General features: G+C 63.4%; 17 protein-coding genes. 6 read left to right on the forward strand and 11 right to left on the reverse strand.

Translation table 11 applies throughout. The features are described from left to right. Positions 1–170: 170 nt before the first annotated feature. Entirely contained in the window at positions 171–623 is a 453-nt protein-coding gene (locus AC3B5Q_RS21580) for a universal stress protein (protein ID WP_101196239.1), read from the forward strand. Between the two features lie 71 nt (positions 624–694). Here the strand turns inward: AC3B5Q_RS21580 and AC3B5Q_RS21585 are convergent, their stop codons facing one another. Genes AC3B5Q_RS21585 through AC3B5Q_RS21600 form a run of 4 tightly spaced genes read right to left on the reverse strand, consistent with a single transcriptional unit; the run spans position 695 to position 5,459 of the window. Further along, positions 695–1,555, reverse strand: coding sequence for an efflux RND transporter periplasmic adaptor subunit (locus AC3B5Q_RS21585; protein ID WP_021784099.1), 861 nt, complete (start codon positions 1,553–1,555; stop codon positions 695–697). 10 nt (positions 1,556–1,565) lie between these two features. Then, positions 1,566–1,766, reverse strand: coding sequence for a DUF1656 domain-containing protein (locus AC3B5Q_RS21590; RefSeq protein ID WP_003251718.1), 201 nt, complete (start codon positions 1,764–1,766; stop codon positions 1,566–1,568). Then, a complete protein-coding gene (locus tag AC3B5Q_RS21595) occupies positions 1,756–3,933 on the reverse strand; it encodes an FUSC family protein (RefSeq protein WP_021784098.1) in 2,178 nt (725 codons plus the stop codon). Before AC3B5Q_RS21595 ends, AC3B5Q_RS21590 begins: the two co-directional genes overlap by 11 nt. Beyond that, entirely contained in the window at positions 3,930–5,459 is a 1,530-nt protein-coding gene (locus tag AC3B5Q_RS21600) for an efflux transporter outer membrane subunit (RefSeq protein ID WP_488392734.1), read from the reverse strand. The genes AC3B5Q_RS21595 and AC3B5Q_RS21600 overlap by 4 nt, the downstream gene beginning before the upstream one ends. A gap of 191 nt (positions 5,460–5,650) precedes the next feature. Here AC3B5Q_RS21600 and AC3B5Q_RS21605 point away from each other — a divergent pair, with 191 nt between their 5' ends. Both AC3B5Q_RS21605 and AC3B5Q_RS21610 read left to right on the forward strand, forming a co-directional pair. Next, complete coding sequence (locus AC3B5Q_RS21605; protein WP_003251712.1) at positions 5,651–6,598, forward strand: LysR family transcriptional regulator; 948 nt, start codon at positions 5,651–5,653, stop codon at positions 6,596–6,598. A gap of 174 nt (positions 6,599–6,772) precedes the next feature. Then, on the forward strand, positions 6,773–7,747 hold the full coding sequence (locus AC3B5Q_RS21610; RefSeq protein WP_021784096.1) for a 2-hydroxyacid dehydrogenase: 975 nt from the start codon (positions 6,773–6,775) through the stop codon (positions 7,745–7,747). A 117-nt stretch (positions 7,748–7,864) separates the two neighbouring features. On the opposite strand, the gene AC3B5Q_RS21615 is transcribed toward AC3B5Q_RS21610, so the two are convergent. Beyond that, positions 7,865–8,767: a DMT family transporter gene (locus AC3B5Q_RS21615; protein WP_021784095.1), complete on the reverse strand. Its 903-nt coding sequence runs from the start codon at positions 8,765–8,767 to the stop codon at positions 7,865–7,867. A gap of 185 nt (positions 8,768–8,952) precedes the next feature. On the opposite strand from AC3B5Q_RS21615, the gene AC3B5Q_RS21620 reads away from it, so the two are divergent. Next, positions 8,953–9,828 carry a helix-turn-helix domain-containing protein gene (locus AC3B5Q_RS21620; protein WP_021784094.1) on the forward strand — a complete coding sequence of 292 codons (876 nt, stop codon included), beginning with the start codon at positions 8,953–8,955 and terminating at the stop codon, positions 9,826–9,828. Positions 9,829–9,858: 30 nt separating this feature from the next. On the opposite strand, the gene AC3B5Q_RS21625 is transcribed toward AC3B5Q_RS21620, so the two are convergent. From AC3B5Q_RS21625 to AC3B5Q_RS21650, 6 genes are all read right to left on the reverse strand, one after another. Next, on the reverse strand, positions 9,859–12,249 hold the full coding sequence (locus tag AC3B5Q_RS21625) for a TonB-dependent siderophore receptor (RefSeq protein ID WP_021784093.1): 2,391 nt from the start codon (positions 12,247–12,249) through the stop codon (positions 9,859–9,861). Positions 12,250–12,445: 196 nt separating this feature from the next. Then, the gene (locus tag AC3B5Q_RS21630; RefSeq protein ID WP_101196241.1) at positions 12,446–13,426 is read right to left on the reverse strand and encodes a FecR family protein; all 981 of its coding nucleotides are present in this window, start codon (positions 13,424–13,426) and stop codon (positions 12,446–12,448) included. After that, positions 13,423–13,998, reverse strand: coding sequence for an RNA polymerase sigma factor (locus AC3B5Q_RS21635; RefSeq protein ID WP_031322503.1), 576 nt, complete (start codon positions 13,996–13,998; stop codon positions 13,423–13,425). The genes AC3B5Q_RS21630 and AC3B5Q_RS21635 overlap by 4 nt, the downstream gene beginning before the upstream one ends. Before the next feature lie 5 nt (positions 13,999–14,003). Continuing rightward, complete coding sequence (locus tag AC3B5Q_RS21640) at positions 14,004–14,330, reverse strand: DUF3325 domain-containing protein (protein ID WP_021784090.1); 327 nt, start codon at positions 14,328–14,330, stop codon at positions 14,004–14,006. Beyond that, a complete protein-coding gene (locus AC3B5Q_RS21645) occupies positions 14,330–15,907 on the reverse strand; it encodes a PepSY-associated TM helix domain-containing protein (protein WP_135192745.1) in 1,578 nt (525 codons plus the stop codon). Before AC3B5Q_RS21645 ends, AC3B5Q_RS21640 begins: the two co-directional genes overlap by 1 nt. Then, positions 15,904–16,209: a DUF3649 domain-containing protein gene (locus tag AC3B5Q_RS21650; RefSeq protein WP_488392735.1), complete on the reverse strand. Its 306-nt coding sequence runs from the start codon at positions 16,207–16,209 to the stop codon at positions 15,904–15,906. The genes AC3B5Q_RS21645 and AC3B5Q_RS21650 overlap by 4 nt, the downstream gene beginning before the upstream one ends. 256 nt (positions 16,210–16,465) lie before the next feature. On the opposite strand from AC3B5Q_RS21650, the gene AC3B5Q_RS21655 reads away from it, so the two are divergent. Together AC3B5Q_RS21655 and AC3B5Q_RS21660 are read left to right on the forward strand one after the other, a co-directional pair. After that, entirely contained in the window at positions 16,466–16,813 is a 348-nt protein-coding gene (locus AC3B5Q_RS21655) for an HPF/RaiA family ribosome-associated protein (protein ID WP_014592331.1), read from the forward strand. A gap of 121 nt (positions 16,814–16,934) precedes the next feature. Then, positions 16,935–17,225, forward strand: coding sequence for a DUF3509 domain-containing protein (locus tag AC3B5Q_RS21660; protein WP_101196243.1), 291 nt, complete (start codon positions 16,935–16,937; stop codon positions 17,223–17,225). The last annotated feature ends 132 nt before the right edge of the window (positions 17,226–17,357 follow it).

The following is a 17,357-nucleotide window of genomic DNA, read 5'->3' on the forward strand; positions in this document are numbered from 1 at the left end:
TGCGTGGTGCGCCATTTATTCAGGGAAGGATTAGGTCAAAAATGCTGCATGGCAGGTTCGGTCCTTTCGCAGGTAAACCGGCTCCTTGGTTCAGGTGTTGCGTTGGCCTGTAGGAGCGGGTTTACCCGCGAAAAGGCCGCCCAAGCCCCCAAATACATCAAGGATCCCGCATGCCCAGCCCCGTCCTGATCGCCATCGACGCCTCCCCCGCATCCGCCGCCCTGCTTACCCTCGCCCGCCGCTACTGCCGCCCGGGCGAGCACGAACTGCACGTGCTGCTGGCCATCGATTCCACCTTCGCGGTGCACGAGCAACCCGCGCCCTACACCGCCGAGGAACTGGAAGAATACCCCGCCGCCTGCGTGGAACAGCAACATGCCGACCACGCCGTAGCCGAGGCCGTGCGCGAACTGCAGCAAGCCGGCTTCGCCAGCCAGGGCTGCATGGTGGCCGGGCTGCCGGTTGAAGCGATTATCGCCAAAGCGCAGGAACTGCGCTGCGAGCTGATCATCATGGGCCACCGACACCTGTCGCGGCTGGGGCGGTTGCTCGACCCCTCGATCAGCGCGAAGGTGATTGATCGGGTCAAAGTGCCGGTGTTGGTGGGACCGGCGAGTGCATGAACTGAGGGATGTGTCGCCGGTAGGATCGAGCACCGCGCGGGCGGCGCTCGATCAGCCTGGCGACCTGCATCTCAAGGCGAACTCGGCTTCACCACCACAGTACAGGTCGTCCCCGCCGCCAGCAAAAACCCTTCCGGCACGTCATCGATGTGAATGCGCACCGGCACCCGCTGTGCCAGCCGCACCCAGTTGAAGGTCGGGTTCACGTCGGCGATCAGCTCGCGGCTCTGTGGGTTGTCACGGTCGTAGATGCCGCGGGCAATGCTCTCCACATGCCCATTGAGGCGCTCGCCGCTCATCATCTGCAATTCGGCCTGGTCCCCCACCTTCACATGCGGCAGCTTGGTCTCCTCGAAGAACCCGTAAACCCAGAACGAATTCTCGTCGACCACCGCCATCACTGCTTCGCCGGTACGCGCATAGTCGCCCTTGTGGATATTCAGGTTGGTCACGTAGCCGTCCACCGTGGCCACGATGTGGGTGCGCTTGAGGTTCAGTTCGGCAGCAGCCAGTTCGGCCAGGGCCTGCTGGTAGTCAGCCTGGGCGGAGTTGGCGATGTTGCTGGCGTCGTCGCGGTTCTCCTTGGAGATCACCAGGTTGTCCATGTCGGCACGGCGCTTGGCATTGACCTTGCGCATTTCCCAGGTGGCCTTGCGCGAAGCGACCAGCGCCTTGGCCTGGTCGACCGCCAACTGATAGTGCTCAGGGTCGATCTGGATCAGCAGGTCGCCCTTCTTCACCCGCTGGTTGTCCTTGACCGGTACATCCACCACGTAGCCGGGCACGTCGGCAGCGACGTTGATGATGTCGGCACGCACACGGCCATCACGGGTCCATGGCGTGGTCATGTAGTGCAGCCACAACTGGCGACCGATGGCCACGGCAGCGACCAGCACCAGCAGGGTGGCGATCAGGCTGAAGAACTTTTTCATCGAAGGATTCTCACCAGTAGACAGACAGCGCCATGGCGCCGAACAAGCAGACGAACAGGCTCAGGCGCAGCAGCGCCGGGTGCCAGAAGAAGCGGTAGCCATCATGGCTGGCAATGAACCGGTCCAGGCCCCAGGCCAGGCCCAGGGCAAACAGGAACATCAAGGTCATGGTGGGCATGTACACGCCATGGAAGGCGATCTCACGGGGCATGGTGCAGTCCTTTCGCCGGTGCCAGTGGCGACTGTGGGTCCAGCAGGGAAGTACGGATGAAGTGCAGGTAGCTTTGCACGCGGCGCAGCACCGAGGTGTCGAAGTGCCGGGCGAATGGCTCGTCGGTGGCCTGCACGCGGGAGATGGCGTGGTCCACTGCCACCAGTGCGCGTTCGTGGTTGCTGGCGCTGGGCTGCAGGAACAGCCGGGTCAGTGCACGGCCCATGACACGGATTGCCTGGCGCCACGGCTGCGACTCGGCATAGGCCGGGTGCACCGGGGCGCGTGCTTGCTCCTTGCGCAGCTCGATGACGGCGTGGCCGATCTCCAGCACGGTGAACATCCAGCCCATCAGCTGGCTCTGCACCTGCGGCTTGCCGGCCGCCAGGCCATAGGCCTGGTGCAGCAGGTCGCGGGTGCGGCTTTCGAAGGCCGAGCCCAGACCGCGCAGGCGGCCGCTGATGGCGAACAGCACCTGCTCGCGCAACGCCTGCTCAAGGCGGCTCCACAGCCAGCGGCTGTTGGGCGGCAGGATGATCGCCCCGGCGGCGGCACAGACGAACATGCCAATCACCATGCCGATGTAGTCGTTTATGAAGGTGTACGGGTCATAAACGGTGAGGTTGTTCGGCACCGAGCCAATCGCGAAGAACACCAGTAGGCCGATGCCATAACCGGCATAGGCAGGGCGCGACGAAAGAAACGCGCCCAGCATGAACACGGGCGCCAGTACCATGCACAGCAGCGGAAAACCGTCGATCCAGGGGAACACGAAGAAGGTTTCGAAGAAGCCGACAAAAGCGCCGATGGCCGTGCCGCAAGCCATCTGGAACGACATGCGCTTAGGGTTGGGTGACGCTGCCGAAAGGCATACGGTGACCGTGGCGATCAGGGTCATCATGGCACCGCTGGGCCAATCGCTGAGCAGCCAGTAACTGCCCAGCAGCAACAGCACTGCCGAGGCCCGCACACCGGCCGCCAGCGATACTAGCCAGCTGGTCTGCGCCACGTAGGGCTCATCCCACTGCTCGCGTTCGTGCTTGTGCGCGGCCAGCGAGGCATGGGTTTCGGCGTAGCTCAACATCTCGTCTACGAAGCGGTACAGCAGTTCGAACGCGGTATGGAAATCAAGCAGGTCGGACTCGCTGGGGTCCGTTGCCAGGTACTCAGCCCGCAGCCCCCGCACCTGGGCCTGCAGGCCTTCCTTGTAGGCGGCCAGCTCCAGGGTCAGGCGCAGCGCATCGGCGTCAGTCAACGCCCGGCCCACATAGGGCTGCAGCAACTCCACCAAGGTGTTCAGGCCCGGTTCGATGGCACTGACGATCTGCAGCGGGCCACGGGCACGCAGGCGCTCCAGCAAGCGGTGCAAGGCATTGAAGCGCGTGGTGATGGCCATGAACTCGCTGTTCATGCGCACCAGCCGGCCACTGCGACGGCGCATGTGCGGGTCTTCGAAAGCGGTGACGTTGCGCAGGCTCTCAAGGCCTACTGCTTCTGCCACGAAGCGCACGTTGCTGCTCTCGAAGCGGTCCTTTTGGCTATCACCACGCAGGGCCTCCACCACCACCCCGGCAAACACGCCAAAGCGCTGGTACAGGGCGTTACGCATTGCGGCACTGGCCGACTGCGGCAGGATCGCGGCACTGACGAAGGTCGACACCAGAATACCCAGGGCGATTTCCAGCGCCCGCCATACCGCTGCCATGAACGCCTGGTCGGGGTGTTGCAGCACCGGCAGGCCGATCATCGCTGCGGTGTAGCCAGCCAGCACGAAACCATAGGCGCGGAAGGTGCGGTAGCGCATGGCACCGGCTGAGCACAGGCCCACCCACAGGGCCAGGCTGGGCAGAAACAGCTCGGTGTTCTGCGGGAAGATGGCGATCAGCGCCACCATCATCGCCGAGCCGGCCAGGGTGCCCAGCACCCGGTAGAAGCTCTTGGCGAACACATGCCCGCTTTGCGGCTGCATGACGATGAACACGGTGATCATGGCCGTGCGCGGTTGCGGCAGCTCCAGGCGCATGGCCAACCACAAGGTAATGAACGCGGCGGCCAGCACCTTGAAGATGTACACCCAGGTCACGCCGTCGGTGCGCGCCCAGGCAAAGAAGCCCCGGCGCCATTCCAGGCTTTGCAGCCAGCGCACGGGCAAACTGGAAGTGCTCATTCAGCGTTATCCGGCTTCTTGTCGAAAATGGCCAGGGTGGCCGGGGTCTTCGGCGCTGCCTGGCGTTCCTCTTTCGGCGCATCCTGACCGGCCTGCAGGCCACCACCCAGGGCGGTGACCAGCTCGGCATGGGCAATCAGGCGGGCGGCCTGCACCTGCTGCTGCACCTGCTGCTGGCGGAACAGCAAGGTCTGGGCGTTGAGCACGTTCAGATAGTCGGTGAGGCCACGCTGGAACGCGACCATGGCAATGTCATAGGTTTTCTGCGCGGCGGCGACCGATTCTGCCGCGAAGTGCGACTGCTCTTTCATCGACTCGCGACGGATCAACTGGTCGGAGATGTTCTTCAGTGCGCCGACCACCGTCTGGTTGTAGCGCGCCACGGCTACGTCGTAACCGGCCGAGGCCACCCCCAACTGCGAGCGCAGGCGCCCACCGTCAAAGATCGGCAAGCTGATGGCCGGGCCGACGTTGTAGTTGAACTTGCGCCCGGTCAGGAATTCCAGCGGGCCACCGCCGGTGGCCATGAAGCCCAGGCTGCCGACCAGGTCGACGTTGGGGAAGAAGCCGGCGTGAGCGACGTCGATGCCACGCGCCTGGGCAGCCACCTGCCAGCGGCTGGCAACCACATCAGGCCGCTGGCCAACCAGTTCGGCGGGCAGGTTCGAAGGCAGTTTCAGCGGCGCGGCCAAGGCCAGGGCCGGGCGCTGCAACTGCGCGCCTTCCCCCGGGCCCTTGCCGGCCAGTGCGGCCAGCTGGTTGCGGGTCAGGGCAATTTCTTCGTCGAGGCTGTCGAGCTGACGGTGGGTTTCCGGCAGCGGCGCTTCGGCCTGGCTGACTTCGAAATGCGTGCCGATACCGGCATCCAGGCGACGCTTGGCCAGGGCCAGGATCTGCTCCTGCTGTTCCAGTTCGGCCTTGACGATATCGCGCTGGGCAAAATGCAGGCTGAGCTGGATGTAGGCACGCACCACATTGTTCTGCAACTCCAGTTGCGCCTGGCGGGCTTCGGCCACGCTCATGTGCGCCTGGTCCACGGCCTGCTCGCTGGCATTGCGTTCACGGCCCCACAAGTCGAGGGCGTAGCTAAAGCCGATGGCAGCGTTGTTGTCCCAGGTGTTGGCACCGGACAGCGCGCCAGGGCCATAGAACTGATCTTCCGGCCAGTTGTGGCGCTTGAGCGTAGCTTGGCCGTTGGCCTGGAGCTTTTCAGCCGACTCGACCACGCCAGCCATGGCCTTGGCTTCGCGCACCCGCGCTGCGGCCATGGCCAGGCTTGGGCTACCGGCAACGGCCAGGGTAACCCAGCGGTCCAGCTGTGGGTCACCATAAGCGCGCCACCACTGCTGGTCGGGCCAGTGAGCGTCGGTCGCGGCTTCGCGAATGGCCGCGTCGGTGGTCAAGGTATTGGCTTGCAGCGTCTTGCTTTGCGGGGCGATGCCCCAGGTTCCGATACAGCCACTCAAGGTGAGGGCAAGGGCACAGGCACTGAACGCCTTGAGCGTTCTGATGATGCGACGCGGCACAGCTGCGATTTCCCGAGGAAGAAGTGAAGAGGCCGAGCAATTCTAGGGGGCGGCAGCACTGGCGATAAGCGCAGATTCCTGCGAATCTTTGTTACCAAAACGGCGATAATCCGCCTTTGGTCGAAGGCAACTTTTTCTCTTTTCTAGGTTACTTCGTGACACAATTTTGTCCTCTACCTCGAGAGTGACCCATGGACACCCTGCAAAACATGCGTGCTTTCAGTTGCGTAGCCCAATTAGGCAGCTTCACTGCCGCTGCGGCGCAACTGGATACGACCACCGCGAACGTGTCGCGGGCGGTCTCCAACCTGGAAGCCCATCTGCAAACAAGGCTGCTCAACCGTACCACCCGCCGCATTGCACTGACCGAAGCCGGCAAGCGCTACCTGATGCGTTGCGAACAGATTCTTACCTACGTCGAAGAAGCCGAGGCCGAAGCCAGCGACGCCCATGCGCGCCCGGCCGGGCAGTTGAAGGTGCATTCGATGACTGGGGTCGGCCAGCACTTTGTGGTCGATGCCATCGCCCGCTACCGCGAAACGCACCCGGACGTGACCTTCGACCTGACCATGGCCAACCGCGTGCCCGACCTGCTCGACGAGGGTTACGACGTCTCCATCGTGCTGGCCACCGAACTGCCCGACTCAGGGTTCGTTTCGCAGCGCCTGGGCATCACCTACAGCATTGTCTGTGCCTCGCCCGCCTACATCGCCCAGCATGGCGTGGCGCACAAGCCTGCCGACCTACTCAAGCACGCCTGCCTGCGCATGGTCAGCCCGGTCATACCGCTGGAGAAATGGCTGTTCGATGGCCCGGAAGGCCAAGAGATGGTCAACATCACCAGTTCGCCGTTCATGGTGAACACCGCCGATGCCATGAAGACTGCGATCCGCAGTGGCATGGGCGTAGGCGTGCTGCCGATCTATTCGGCTATCGAGGGCCTGCGGGACGGTAGCCTGGTAAGGGTGCTGCCCGAATATCGCCTGCAGGAGCTGAACCTGTATGCCATCTATCCATCGCGGCAGTATCTGGATGCCAAGATCAAGACCTGGGTAGAGTACCTGCGCAACTCGCTGCCAGAGATTCTTGCCGCGCATGAGGCAGACCTGAAAACCCATCAGGTGCTGATCGCCAACTAAAAAGCTGCTGCATTGCGGGGGCGGACAATGGTAGGTTGCTAACCATTGATTTCGCCTGTTCCGCCCCTTTCGCGGGCAAGCCCGCACCTGCAAGGCACCGCGCCCCCTGCAGGTGCGGGCTTGCCCGCGAAGGGGCCAGCACAGCCCAACCCCGCCTTGCAGAGAAGTTGCCCGATGAAAAAGACCGTCCTGGCCTTCAGCCGAATCACCCCGGCCATGGCCGAACGCCTGCAGCAAGACTTCAACGTGATCCTGCCCAACCCCAAGCTCGGCGACATCAGCGCCCAGTTCAACGAAGCCCTGCCCGAAGCCCATGGCCTGATTGGCGTTGGCCGCAAGCTCGGCCGCGTCCAGCTTGAGGGTGCGGCCAGGCTGGAGGTGGTGTCCAGCGTGTCGGTCGGCTATGACAACTACGACCTCGACTACTTCAACGAGCGCGGCATCGCACTGACCAACACGCCTGACGTGCTGACCGAAAGCACCGCCGACCTGGGCTTCTCGCTGATCATGGGCTGCGCCCGCCGCACCGCCGAGCTGGATGCCTGGACCAAGGCCGGCAACTGGCAGGCCACCGTAGGCCCGGCCCACTTCGGCAGTGATGTGCATGGCAAGACCCTGGGTATTGTCGGCATGGGCAACATTGGTGCAGCAGTGGCACGCCGTGGCCGCTTCGGCTTCAACATGCCGATCCTGTACAGCGGCAACAGCCGCAAGACCGCGCTGGAGCAGGAGCTGGGCGCGCAGTTCCGCAGCCTGGATCAGTTGCTGGCCGAAGCCGACTTCGTGGTCATCGTGGTGCCATTGTCCGAAGCCACCCGCAAACTGATCAGCAGCCGAGAGCTGAAGCTGATGAAGCCGAGTGCGTTCCTGATCAACATTGCCCGTGGGCCGGTGGTGGATGAAGCAGCGCTGATCGAGGCGCTACAGGACGGCACCATTCGCGGCGCAGGCCTGGACGTGTACGAGAAAGAACCACTGAGCGATTCGCCGCTGTTCAAGCTGCCCAACGCGCTGACCTTGCCGCACATTGGCTCGGCCACTGCCGAGACCCGTGAGGCCATGGCCAACCGGGCGATCGACAACCTGCGTGCGGCGCTGCTGGGCGAGCGGCCGCGGGACCTGGTGAACCCGCAGGTGTGGAAGAGCTGACCGTTTTGGAGTGCCTGTGCTGGCCTCTTCGCGGGTAAACCCGCTCCTACAAACGGTGTGCACTGCCCTGTAGGAGCGGGTTTACCCGCGAAAGGGCCGGCCCAGGCAACCCATCACCTATTTGGCGACCACAACACCCTCAGCCCCCCTGGCCCGGGGCTTGCGAAACACCAGCACATTCCCCGCCATCACCGCCACCAAGCCGAGCAAGGCCGGCGCCGTCCACTGGTAACCCTCTGCCACCGCCGACACATTCAACGCCACCAAGGGGAACAGTACCGTGCAGTAAGCTGCCCGCTCCGGCCCCATACGCCCGACTAGGGTCAGGTAGGCAGTGAAGGCAATCACCGACCCCGGCACCACCAGGTACAGCAGCGAACCGATGTAGCGCGCATTCCACTCCATGCTGAACGGCACGCCGCTGACCACACAGAACACCGCCAGCATCACCGCCCCATAGACCATGCCCCAGGCATTGGTAGTCATCGGCTTGAGCCCGGCCTTCTGCTGCATGCTCGACAGCATGTTGCCGGCCGAGAAGCACAGCGTGCCCAACAGGGCCAAGCCAAGGCCGTACAGGGTTTCGCGGCTGGCTGCGTGATGCGAGAGCTCCGGCCAGAACAGCAGGCCCAGGCCAAGCAGGCCCAAGGCACCACCGGCAAGTACATTGGTGGCGATTTTCTGGCCGAAGAAAATTCGGGCGTTAAGCGCGTTCCACAGTGTGGCGGTTGAGAACACCACCGCGATCAGGCCGCTGGCGATCCACTGGCTGGCGCTGAGGAAGCAGATGAAGTTGACGCAGAACAGGCACAGGCCCTGGGCCAGGCAGATCTGGTGGCCCCGGCGGTTCATGGGTTGCAGCCGACGGGTCAACAACAGGAAAGCAAACAGGATCAGGCCAGCCAGGGCGAAGCGGTAGACGATCGACACCGGGATCGCGACCACGCCTAGCTGGAGTTTCAGGGCGATCCAGGTGGTGCCCCAGATCAGGACGGTGAGCAGATAGAGTGACAGGTTCATGGCAGCAGTTCCTTGGGCCTTTGGAAATCGGTGCCCGGCGCTTCGCGGGTAAACCCGCTCCTACAGGGATCACCAGTGTTCTTTCGATCGGCCTCTGGCTGCTTGCATAAACTTGCGCTTTTCTTGCACCGGCAGATGTCACTCGCTCCAGTGCACAGTAGGATGGTTGGCAAGAGGACCCGCCAATGACGCCACTCAACCAGTTGCAAGTGTTCAACGCCATGCATGCCTCGCCCCACGCCAGGCTGGAGCTGAGCGCGCACCTGGGCGACGGCCTGGCGGCGGCGTTGTGGAGCAACCGTGACGATGCCCGCGACTACCAGGCACCCAGCCATCACACCCTGTCGTGCTACATCGCCGACGGCACCGGCACTTTCCGCCGCCAGCGCCCGGCCGACAAAGGTGCACCCGACAAGCTGTGCGTGATGCCGGCCGGGCAGGAATCGAACTGGGTCGTCAATGGCGCGATCCGCCTGGCGCACCTGTATGTCAGCGAGGCGCAGTTCGCCTTGGGCTGTGTGCGCCTGCTCGACCGGGAACCGCGCGAACTGCAACTGCAGGAAGCAACCTTTCTGGACGACCCGCAGCAGGCTGCACGCTTTCGTCAATTGATCCAGCTGGATTGGGGCGAACCCGGCGAGCGCCTGCAGGCCAGCAGCCTGGCGCACGAGATCGTTGACCATGCGCTGCTCAGCCAGGTCGGGTTGCGCCACGGCCTGCGCCTGAAAGGCGGGCTGGCGCCAAACCTGCGCCGGCAACTGGCAGACTACATCGAGGCACACCTGGACCAGCCCATCACCCTGGGCGAGCTGGCGCTGCGCTGCAACTTGTCCGAATACCACTTCGCGCGCATGTTCCGCGCCAGCTTTGGGCTCCCGCCGCACCAGTATCTGCTGGCACGGCGGCTGCACCGGGCATGCCAGCTGTTGCGGCTGGGCGTGTTACCCCTGGGGGAGATTGCCTTGTTGTGCGGGTTTGCCAGTGCCAGCCATTTCAGCAACCGGTTTCGGCAGGCCCTGGGTGCAACACCTGGCGAATACCGCAGCGCCTTTGTCATCTGAAACCGGGTCCGCTCTGCGGCCCCCGATGACCTAGAACTCGAAGGTGCTCGACAAACTTACCTGCCGCGCATCGCCGACCGCCACAAAGTACTGGTTCACCGCCGAGCTGTAATACACCTTGTCGAACAGGTTCTTCACGTTCAGTTGCAGGCGCACGTTGTGTTCGTCGAGTTGGGTCTCGTAGGTGGCAAACGCATCGGCAACGGTATAGCTTGGCAGGTCGAAGGTGTTGGTCGAGTTACCCGAACGCTCGCCTACATAACGTGCCCCGGCACCGAAGCGCAGCCGGTCCCCCCCGAACAGGCTGCCAAAGTCATACACCGCCGACAGCGAGCCACTGTGCCGGGCCACGTTCTGCAGGCGGTTGCCTTGAAGATCAGGGTCCTTGGTTACTTTGGCATCGGTCAGTGCATAGCTGCCGATCAGGCTCCAGCGCTCGCTGAGCTGGCCGGTCACGTCGAGCTCCACACCGCGTGAACTGACCTCACCCGCATTGCTGTAGACCGTCTCGCGGGTGATGGCGTCGATGTTCGAAACCAGCACATTGCGTTTGGTGATATCGAACAACGCCAGGGTGCCCGTGATACGGCCCGGCATGTCGAGCTTGGCGCCCAGCTCCCACGCCTTGCCCTCCTCAGGTGCCACCGAGGCGTCGAGCACAACATTGCCGGTCAGCGGCGCGATGGTCGAGTTGGGCTTGAACGACTCGCTGTAGCTGCCATAGAACGAGAGCTGGTCGTCGACTTTGTAAACGATACCGGCGTGAGGTACCCAGGCCTGGCCACTGCTGTCGGTATTGGCCTGGAACGGGCGACCGCGGCCAGCGTACTGGTCGTACTGCTGGAAGCGGGTTCCTGCTACAAGGATCCAGTGGTCATCGAGATGCAGCGCGTCCTGCACGAACAGCGCATCGGTGCGCAGCTTGTCGGTCTGGTCGCTGTCGCTGGCGCGTACGTTGGAACCCTCCACTTCCTGTCCGTAGACCGGGTCCAGATAACTGAACGTGGACTGCGGTGTCTGGCGGATCAGGTCACCGCGAAAGATCTTGCGGTCTTCATGGTCGATGCCGAACAGCAGGTCATGCTGCATCCCCGCCAGCTCGACATTGCCATTGAGGCTCAGGGTCACGAACTGGTCACGGCTCATGGCATTGTGGGTGCCGTCGATGCTGCGTGTCAGCGTGCCTTGGGTTTCGTTGACGCCGGTCACGCGAACCTGGCTGGCATCGTAGGTCTCACGATTGAAGCTGTAGCCGAAGTGCAGCTTCCAGTCATCGGCCAGTTGATGGTCGACTTCCAGGCGATACAGGTCGGAGCGCCCTTCCATGTCGTTGAACGGCTCGTCCAGTCGGCGTGTGGCGGGGATATTCAGCGGGTGGCCGTTGTTGCCGAACGCGGTGCCACGGTCGAAGGGGTAGAGAAATTCACGGTGCTCGTAGGCCAGCACCACCTGGGTGTCTTCGCCCAGCCAGGCCAGCGACGGCGCCACCAGCGATTCGCGGTGCACGCCGTAGTTGCGCCAGTAGTCTTCGTCTTCGTGGTCGACGATCAGGCGGTAGGCGAAGTTGCTGTCGCCCAGTGCGCCCGTGCTGTCGAGCCCGCCACCACTGCCGTTCTTGCCGCTGCCATAGGTCGAGCCGCGCACGGTCAGGGCGTTGTACTGCTGCAACTGCGGACGCTTGCTGACCACGTTGATGACCCCACCCGGGTCCTGGATACCGTACAGCAGCGAGGCAGGCCCCTTGAGCACTTCGACCCGCTCGGTGCTGGCATTGAGGTTGCGACCCTGCACCACGGGCATGCCATCGCGCATGATCGAGCCGTCGCGGTTGTCGCCGAAGCCACGTTTCATCACCGTGTCGGATGTGCCGCCGAAGTTGTTGCCCTGGGTAATGCCGCTGACGTTGGCCAGGGCGTCATCGAGGTTGCGCGGGGCCTGGTCGCGGATGACCTGGGCCGGTACCACGTTGATTGCCTGAGGGATGTCCTGGCTCGGTCCCTGCCCGCGCATGATCGAAGCGCTGGCCGGTGGCTGATAGCTGTAGTCGTCCAGTTGCGAGGTCACGGTGGTGGCCTGCAGGTTGAGGGCTCCGGAGGTGTCTGCAGGTTCGAGCGTCAAGGTACGTGCGTCGACGCGGCGCCAGGCCAGCCCAGCATTGCCCAGCAGTTGTTGCAGCGCCTGCTCGGCGCTGAACCGACCATTCAGCGCCGGCGCTTGCACGCCCGGCAGCTCGAGGGTGTAGACCACGCTCTGGCCAGCGGTACGGCTGAAGGCGTTCAGAGCCTGGGCCAAGGGTTGGGCCGGCTGGGCGAAGGTATAGGCCTGCAGCTGCTCGGCCGCGCTTGCCAAGGGGGCGACAGCGAAGGCCGGGAGCGCAGCAAGGCCGAACCAGAGAGGGACGCAACGCGGGGAGAACTTCATGGACGCTGACCTGTGAGGGGTGATTATTGCGAATCAATCGCACTTTCACTCATTACACGGATACCACGTGCTGTTACCTCACCTGTGCCTGGAAATATTTTTGCTGTGCCGGCCTCTTCGCGGGTAAACCCGCTCCTACAGGGGGCGCGCAACGCTGTAGGGGCGGGTTTACCCGTGAAGAGGCTGGCACAGGCAACTACCGAACCAGGGTCAAACGCCCCAACACGGTCTGCCGTGAGAAACCCATCACCTTGCCCAGCGAATCCAGCGCCAGCAGCGGCTCGGCCACCGGGAAGCTGCCGCTGACCTTGCGCTGCCCCAGGTCACCATCGAGCAACAGGATGCGCCCTGGGTAATAACGCCCAAGGTCTTCGATCACCTGCGCCAGCGGTACCTGGTAATAGTTCAGCCACCCCTGGCGCCAGGCCAGGCGGTTGTCACTGTCCACCGCCAAGGTGTCGCCTACCCTGCCTGCGCGGTAGGTCACCTGCTGGTTGGCTGTCAGTTCTCGCACCAAAGTGCCCTGCGCGGGGCTGACGCCCACACGCCCACTGCGCACCGTCACCTGGGCACCCTCGCCCTGCGCACGCACCTCGAACTGGGTGCCGAGCACCCGCACTTCACCGCCGGCAGCTTCCACCAGGAACGGCTCACCGGTATGGGTAACCTCGAAGAACGCCGCACCATGCAGCAACCGCACACGGCGCTCACCCTGGGCGAAATCGACCGCAATGGCGCTACCTGCATCAAGCGTCACCTGCGACTGATCGGCCAAGGTCACCTGGCGGATCTGCCCGGCACTGCTGTAGTCCGCCTGCAGGTCCTGCAACCAGTACCCCGGGTGCCAACCACCTGCGACGCCCACTGCCAGCACCAGGCAGGCTGCCAACGCCAGCCGTGCCACCCGCCGCCAGCCGCCACGCGCCGGTGGTCTGGCCATGGCATCGAGGTAGCGCTGCAGGGCGTCCTGTTCTTCGTCCGCCAGCCGCGCCGCCGGGGCGGCGCTTTTCTGCCACAGCACCTGGGCCTGTTCATAAGCTGCGCGGTGCGCGGGGTCGGCCAGCAACCAGCGCTTGAATGCCGCCCCTTCGGCTTGCCCGGGTTGCTCGTTGATCCGGCTGAGCCATTGCAGGGCGGCCTGAAACTGCGCCTCAGTGATCGGCGGTAAACGGCTCATCGACGGGCGCTCCCTGGCCGGCGTGGGGTGGACGCGGGCTCGGCAACACTCGCCTTGCACGCTTCAAGGGCGCGCATCATATGCTTTTCCACGGCGCTCTGTGACAGCTGCATGGCTTTGGCGATCTCGCTGTACTTGCAGCCGTGAATGCGGTTGAGCAGGAAGATCTGCCGGGTGCGCTCGGGCAAGGCACGCAAGGTGGCCTCGATACGCTGCAAGTCGTGGTCGACCTCCACGGCCTGCTCAGGGGCCTGGGCCAGGCTCGCCTCGCTCACCGGCACAGCCGCTTCGGCCACGCGTTCGCGGCTACTCTCGCTGCGCAGGTGGTCTATGGCCAGGTTGCCAGCGCAACGCAGCAGGTAAGTGTCCAGCGACTCGACCTTGACCTCGGGGCGACGCCAGAAACGCAGGAACAACTCCTGGACCAAGTCCGAAGCGGTGGCGCGGCAGCCGACCCGACGACTTACCAACGCCTCCATACGCGCACGCTGGGCCTGGAACACCTGGACGAAACGTGCACGCCCGCCTGCGCTGTCAGCGTCAGGCTCGATGATATCCCTTGGCTCGCTCACGGGGGTCACACGGCAAGCACGGCGAGCATCGGGCCCAGCACCACGCTGACGGCGGCCAGGCCCAGCAGCAGACGAGGCTGGTACGGCAGGCCGAACACCCACAGAGTTACCCCGGCCATCATCACCGCGGTCCACTCCACCAAGCCGAGGGCCCAGCCACGCTGGTGCACGCTGAACACCAGCGACAGCATCAACAGCAGCCAACCTGCAACACGCAACAGGTGCAAGTGGCGGGGGTGCGGCTTGCGCCCGAGCAAGTCGCTGAAGTGCTTTTCCATCGCCAGGCACAGCGCAACGAAGCCTGCAAAGGCGATCAGTGCGTTACCCAGCATCAGCTCACCCCCACCGTTTCAATGCTCGGCTTTTTTGTCGTACGCGCCGCGCGCTTGGCTACAGGCGTGGGGCTGGCCAGCATCTTGCGGGCCAGCCAAGCCAGAAACAGGCCGGTCCCCAGGGCTGTCAGGTCGAAGCCGGCCATGGCCCAGTCGCCCTCCAGTACCGAATGGTTCAAGCCCCGGTCCGTCGTCAGGCCATTGAGCAACGGCAGCAGGGCGAAGGCCAGCGCACCCAGCGCCAGTTGCTCGCCCCAGGCCTTGCGCCCGCTACGCAGCACGGCGTGCACCAGCGACAGGCCCCAGGCGATGAAGAAAGCATTCACCTCCCAGTCGGCCCGACCTTCGACAGCCATGGGCACCAGGCGGTTGGCCCAGAAGAAGCTCGCCACCGCCAGCAACAAGCCGCTCATGCTGGCCATATTGAGCACTTCGACCAGGCGCAGCTCACCTGGCACAGCTCCGCTCTTGGCGTGCTTAAGCTGGCGCTTGCCCAACCACATGACCAACCCGGTACCAATCACCGCAGTACCGGCCACGCCAAAGAAGAAATACAGCCAGCGCAGCCAAGGCCCGGCGAAGTTACCCATGTGCAGGCCGGCGAAACTGAAGGCGGTCATCATTAGCCCGCTCTCTGGCTTGCCCTGGCTCAACAGCGCACCACTGGCCCCATCGAATGTCCAGTTGGCGCTACGCCGATAAGCCACGTGGTCGGCTGCCGATTGCGTGAAGGTGACGCGGGCATTGCTGTCGCCCGGGTTCTGCACCTGGATGTTGCCGATACGCGCCCCCGGCTGCAGCTCCTGCACCTTGCCGTAAAGGCTCGGCAGCGCTACCAGCGGCGTGGCCACCTGGGCCGCCTTGGGCGCATCATTGCGGCCAAACAGGTCATTGAAGTATTTGCCGGTGTCACTGCCGTAGCTGGCCATGATGCCCGCCGGCATCACCATGTACATGAACAGCACCAGGCTGCTGTAGCTGATCATCAGGTGGAACGGCAGCACCAGCACGCCGATGGCGTTGTGCCCGTCCAGCCAGGAGCGCTGCCCCTTGCCAGGGCGGAAGGTGAAGAACTCCTTGAAGATCTTCTTGTGGGTAATGATGCCGGTGACCAACCCCAGCAGCATGATGAACGCGCAGAACGTCGATAGCCAACGGCCAACCGGGTAAGGCATCTGAAGCTGGAAGTGGAAGCGGTAGAAGAACTCACCACCGCGGCTGTCACGTGCTTCCACCGGCTGGCCGGTCTGGGTATCGAGGGTTTTTCTGACGAAGCCACGCGGGCCGCCACTGGGGTCGCGGTAGCCCACACTCAAGGCGGCCTCCCGTTCGTTCGGCATGCGAATGAACCAGGTACTCGAATGCCCTGCATTGTCCTGCAGGTAACGTTGAGCGACTGCCAGGCTATTGATCGGGTCCAAAGCATGGCTGCGTACTTCAGGCTGTGACCAATGAGTGATTTCTTCCTTGAAGTACGACAGCGTGCCGGTAAGGAAGATGGCGAACAACAGCCAGCCGAAGATCAGGCCAGTCCAGGTGTGCAGCCAGGCCATGGCCTGGCGGAAGCCTTCTTTCATGCGTTTTTCATCCAGTAGGCAACGCCGCTGATCACGCTCAGCAGCAGGCTTGGCGCCAATACGCCCAACCAGGCGCGAAAGGCGCTGCGGCAGGCAAAACACCAGATGAACGCCAGCAGGTAGAAGACGAACGACAGCAGCAGGCCGATGAGCGTGGCATCGACCTTTGGCAGTGGGGCCAGCAAGGCAATACAGACGCTCGCGAGGGACGCCAGCAGATAACCGCCCAGCAGCGCGGCGAAGCTACGGGATGTCACGGCCAGGTGATAGCTGAGCGGGAGGCCGGCGATTTTGCGCGTCATGACGGGGTCCGGGCGTTTTCGAGATTACAATAATAATGATTTCAATTCTCATAATCAAAGCTCAGGACTATCTACCTGCTTGACCGCGATAGCGGCGCGTCGCAGTCCGCCAATCTGCAACAAGAAATTTATTTTCCAAAAGGGCTTGAATTCGTCTCGCGCTTGCCTGACCTTAGAGTCAAGAGGCGCAGAAATTCCAAGGGTCTCAAGGGCCTAGGCGCGTCTCCATGCGAGCAAGCTGAATAAGGATTGAATCATGCAAATCCAGGTCAACAGCAGCAACGATTTCGACGGTAACGCCCGGCTCGACCAGTGGGTCCGCAGCACACTGCAGAACTCGCTGGAACGTTACGAAGAAGACCTCACCCGCATCGAGGTTCACCTGCGCGACGAGAACGGCGTCAAGCCCGGACCGCATGACAAACGCTGCCAGATGGAGGCTCGCCCGAAAGGCCACCAACCGATTTCCGTGACCCACACCGCCAGTTCTCTGGACCAGGCAGTCGACGGTGCCGCCACCAAGCTCAATCACGCGCTGGAGCACTTCTACGGCAAGCTGCGCAGCAAGCGCGGCGCCTTGGAACTGAGTGACCCAGACGCCTGATCGGCATAGCAAAACGCCCGGCCTGGAGCCGGGCGTTTTCGTTTGTGCCGATCAATGGCGCTGAACCAACGTGCGAACGTCCCGGTCAACCTCTGCATTCACTCAACGCAGAAGCAAGACCATGAATAACCCATTCGAACGAATCAGTGCTGCATTCGCCCCCGAATACCGGGTGAACCTGAGCATTACCAACCTTGACGGCAGCATCATGCTGACCCTGTCCGACGACGCCGGCGTGGTCGCCAAGCGCCTCATCACCCAGGCCCAACGCAACGACCCGGTGCGCCTGCAGCGGGTGATCGACAGCATCCGCCTGGGCCTTGCGATCGAACTCAGCCAGAACCCCCTGCAAGTGCTGGCCGCGCTGACCCGTGACGCCCGCCACGAACCGCGCCATTTGGTTGCCAAATGAGGGCTATTTGCCCTTCTCCACTGCCTTGCCGTTGGCGTCCAGCACCTTGGTTGAGGGGTAGCGGTACTGGGTGAGCGTTTCCACCGCTTCGGTGCACACCAGGTAAACCTGCTCATGCGGATTTAATTTGTT

The sequence above is a fragment of the Pseudomonas sp. D5(2026) genome (genome assembly GCF_057766845.1).